Genomic DNA, 4,372 nt, shown 5'->3' on the forward strand with positions numbered 1-4,372 from the left:
GCCGCGCTTGGTCAGCACGATGCCGAGCGCGCGTGAGGCAATCTCGGCATCGGCGAAGAACAATTCGTAGAAATCACCCATCCGGTAGAACAGCAGGCAGTCCGGATTGGCGGCCTTGATGTCCTGATATTGCTCCATCATGGGAGTGACGCGACCGGCTTCGCCGGCCGCTATGGGAGTAACGGGGCCGGCGTCGCCGTTCTGCGGCGGAATTCCGGATGCGTCAGGTTCGGGCTGGCCGATGGGTCGCGTGAGCGCCATGGGCGCGGAGGTTAGCAGATGGTCCCCCGCCTTCTACCGGCGACCGCACTGCTTTGGGCCGTCATGCCCCGCTTTATGTCAGGCATCCACGACTTTCTTGTGCCAAAGACGTGGATGGCCGGGACGAGCCCGGCCATGGCGATGAAATCGAACACGGCGTCTCTCATCGTCATGCCCGGCTTTATGCCGGGCATCCACGTCCTTGGTTATTCAGCAAAGCAAGACATGGGTGGCCGGGAAAAGCCCGGCCATGACGAACTGAGAGGTGGTACCACACACTCAGCGTCATGCGCGGGCTTGACCCGCGCATCCATGATGAGATGCGCCATGCACAAACAGTACTGATTTCGCTGTTGCGATTCATCATGGATTGCCGGGTCAAGCCCGGCAATAACTCGTCGAGAGGCGCTGCAACACCCTCTGAATCATGCGCGGGCTCTTCAAACGAATGGACGATGCGCGAGGTTGCACGCGCACCATGGCAAAGCAAACGGTGTCGCAATTTTGCATCGCTTGCCCGCGGACTTTCGTTTTTTCGTTTTGGTCCAATCCTTAGTCGCGTCCGCCCAAGTCTCCACGCGCAGTCCTTCGTAAACATTGTTCCATTGCTGGCCGCGGGCGGACGGGCGTTCGCGATGCGAGCAAAAAGAGAGCGGGACATTATTCCCGCCGGGGATGGGGTCCATGGCTTCGAACGATCGGCACGCGCAAGACAATCAGCATGCGCACAAGCTGCGGAATGTTTTGAGTATCGCTTCGCTCTCCGCCGCGATGTCGGACGACCGCGGCCGCGCCGCAGGCAGCCCCATTCGCGCGCGTCTGTTGGGTAGCGCGTCGGGCGTCGCACTTTCCGTTGCCTCTGTCGCCGTGGCGCTGGGTGTTTGCGTGCCGGGCCCTGCGCAGGCACAGACCACGGTCAATCCGGTGCAGACGACAACCTTTACCCTTACCCCCGCCCAGAACCCGATTATTTTCGGTACTGGGACGAACATCAATACGTCAGCCGGCACCGGTGCAGTTAATGGCGGCCTCAATACCGCATGGACCGTGACCAACAACGGAACGCTTATTGGTGGCGACATTGGAGTTTTTCTTGCTGGGGCTGGCAGTAGTCTCACCAACAGTAACTCCATTTCCGGGACGACTGACAACGGTGTCCAACTCTTCGATGGCGGAACCGTCATCAACCAGGTGGGTGGGACGATTAGTGGCAAGCTGCAAGGTATCAAGATTGGCAGTGCCAGTAATAACGTCGGGAACGTTACAAACGCCGGAACAATCACCGGACTTGACCCTACCTTTTCGGCCGGAATCCTTCTCATAAGCGGTGGAACAGTTACCAACCAGGCGGGCGGAACGATCAGTGGTGCTGTTGGGATCGAAGTCCTCGCCGCCGGCACTGTAACCAACGCCGGCACGATCACTGGCAATACGGACGCGATCAATCTCGGCAAGGGAGGAACTGTCAACAACCAGGCAGGCGGAGTGATCAGCGGCAGCACCGGGATTGTTATCGGAGGCGCCGCCGGCACTGTCACCAATGCCGGAGAGATCACCGGGACCAGCGGTGCATCGGTGTTATTTCAAAGCACCGGCACTAACACGCTGACCCTGCAAACGGGGTCGGTACTGAACGGCGATGCGATTGGCCGTGCGGGTACGGGCGCAACCAATAACCTCATTCTCGAGGGCCATGGCACCGCCAATAACCTTTTTCAGTTCGATGTTCTCGATGTGCGGGCAAGCGGCGGCCCGTGGGTGTGGAATAGCGATTCCACCATCGGCTCGACCACGATCACCAGCGGAACGCTCGCGGTCGACAACGCGCTCACCAGCCCGATCGTTATAAACTCGGGCGCCACACTGGCAGGCAAGGGCACCGTGGTCGGCGATGTCACGGCGAATCTCGGTGCTGCGGTGGCGCCGGGCGCGATCGCTGCGTTCAGCACGCTGAAGGTCAGCGGAAGTGTCGGCTTTGCACCCGGCTCGTTTTTTAAGGTCAATGTCAATGCCGCGGGACAGAGCGATTTGCTTTCGCTCGTCAACGGACCAGCAAGCAAGGCCAACTTGTCGGGCGGCACGGTGAACGTGCTGGCGCAGAACGGCACCTATCAGCCTTCGACCCAATATTTGATCCTGAGCGCCAGCGGTGGTTTCGGCGGCACCACGTTCAGCGGTGTCACGAGCAACCTGGCTTTTCTCACGCCTACTCTTAGCTATGACCCCAACAATGTATTCCTGACGCTTACCTGTAATCCCGGGATTAACTGCAGCGGTGGCGGTGGCGGGGGCGGGGGCGGCGGCGGGACAGGTGGCAGCGGATTTGCCACGGTCGCGCAAACGCAGAATCAAACTGCCGTTGCGACGGCTCTCAATGGCGGCGCGGTCTCCAATCCGCTCGTGATTGCGATCCTGAATCAGACCATCGACGGCGCGCGGCAGGCCTTCGATGCACTCTCCGGCGAAGTCTTCGGCAGTGTGCATAATATGCAGGCCGGCGAGACGCAGTTCGCCCGCAGCGCAATGCTCGGCCGGCTGCGCCAGGCATCGTATGCAGGTTATGTCGGTGAGCTGGGCGCGCTTGCCTTTGGCGGGCCGGAACTGGCTTATGCAGGGGGCAATGCCAACGCGGCCTATGCCGCGGATATCAGGCCGGCGGTCCCGGGCAAGGCGCCGATGCGCACAGGCGAGCGGTCACGCGATTTGACTTTCTGGGCGCAGGGTCTCGGCGGCTGGGGCCACACCGACAGCGATGGCAATGCCGCCTCGGTGAAAAGCCGGTTCGGCGGCTTTCTTTCCGGTGTCGATGCGCGGTTCGGCGAGACGCTGCGCGCCGGCTTTGTGGCGGGCTATATGCGCTCGGATCTTAATGCCGACGCGCGGGCGAGCAGCGCCGGCATCGACAGCGTACAGATTGGCGCCTATGCCGGCGGCAAGCTCGGTGCGCTCAATGTGCGCGGCGGCGCGTCTTACTCGTTCGACAGCATCGATGTGAGCCGCGGCGTCTTCTTTCCCGGCTTTTCCGACCAGACCAGGGCAAGCTTTCACGGCAATGTCGGGCAGGTGTTCGGCGAAATCGGCTACGGCATGGCGTTTGGTCATGTGGCGGTCGAGCCGCTCGCGGGGCTTGCTTACGTGCATGTGCGCGATGGCGCGTTCCAGGAAAGTGGCGGCGCCGCAGTGCTGTCGGGCGCGAGCGCGCATGAGAACATCGGGTACTCCTTCCTCGGCTTTCGTGCCGCCACTGTGCTGCCGCTCGCCAATGGCACGGCGCTGGTGCCGCGCGCCTCGGTGCAATGGCAATATGCGTTCGGCGATGTGACGCCGGTTGCGGGGCTCGCTTTCCAGGGCACGGGCACGGCGTTCTCGGTTGCCGGCGTGCCGATTGCCCGCAACACGGCGTTCATCGAAACGGGCTTCGACTGGCGCTTCAGCCCGCAGGCCAGGCTGGGGGCTTTCTACCAGGGCGAGCTGGCCGCGCATGCACAGACCCACGCATTCAAAGGCGTGGTCAACTGGCAGTTCTGATCTGACTTGTTCGTTGTGATCCCGGCACTCGGCCGGTGAATCGGGACCAAATCCACAAATCCGTTCATTCCTGCGCAAGCGGGAATTCAGCACATGATCGATGCGTTTGCTGGATCCCCGCCTGCGCGGGGACGAACGGAGAAATGATCTCGTCGACTAACCTTTGAACTTCACGCCCGTAATGCGTTCGAGATTGCCGTGCCAGATTTTTTCCTTGTCGGCTGCCGGCATATCAATGCCTTCGATAATGCGCAGGGTTTCGCGCGTATACATGGTCCCCTTTTCGGGATCGAAGGGGCAGTCGGACGCAAACACGATCTTGTCGAGATCGTAGAACGCAAGACCGGCATGCGTCGCCGGAACGCCGCCGAACACGGCCGTGTCGGCGTAGAACGTGTGCTTGAAGTAATCGAGTGGCCGCTTCTTCAGCCGCTTCAAAATCACGCTCAGATCTTCGTCCGATGTGCGCGCGCCGAGCTGGTCCCAACCGGGCCCGATGCGGCCTTCCAGCATCGGCACGATGCCGCCGAAATGGTGCGTGATGATCTTCAGGTTCGGATACTTGTCCATGATGCCCGAGAAG

3 protein-coding genes are annotated in these 4,372 nt (G+C 61.3%); 1 reads left to right on the top strand and 2 read right to left on the bottom strand.

What is annotated here, in order from left to right:
• A partial coding sequence (locus VNC39_RS17525; RefSeq protein WP_413788788.1) for a hypothetical protein occupies positions 1-141 on the bottom strand: 141 nt, incomplete at its 3' end.
• Positions 142-945: 804 nt separating this feature from the next.
• Here VNC39_RS17525 and VNC39_RS11030 point away from each other — a divergent pair.
• Entirely contained in the window at positions 946-3,789 is a 2,844-nt protein-coding gene (locus tag VNC39_RS11030) for an autotransporter outer membrane beta-barrel domain-containing protein (RefSeq protein WP_325399128.1), read from the top strand.
• Between the two features lie 156 nt (positions 3,790-3,945).
• Here the strand turns inward: VNC39_RS11030 and VNC39_RS11035 are convergent.
• On the bottom strand, positions 3,946-4,372 hold a 427-nt coding region (locus VNC39_RS11035), incomplete at its 5' end, for an amidohydrolase family protein (RefSeq protein ID WP_325399130.1).

Origin of the sequence: Acidocella sp., assembly GCF_035535915.1 — a bacterium.
In the GTDB taxonomy this organism is placed as follows: Bacteria; Pseudomonadota; Alphaproteobacteria; order Acetobacterales; family Acetobacteraceae; genus Acidocella.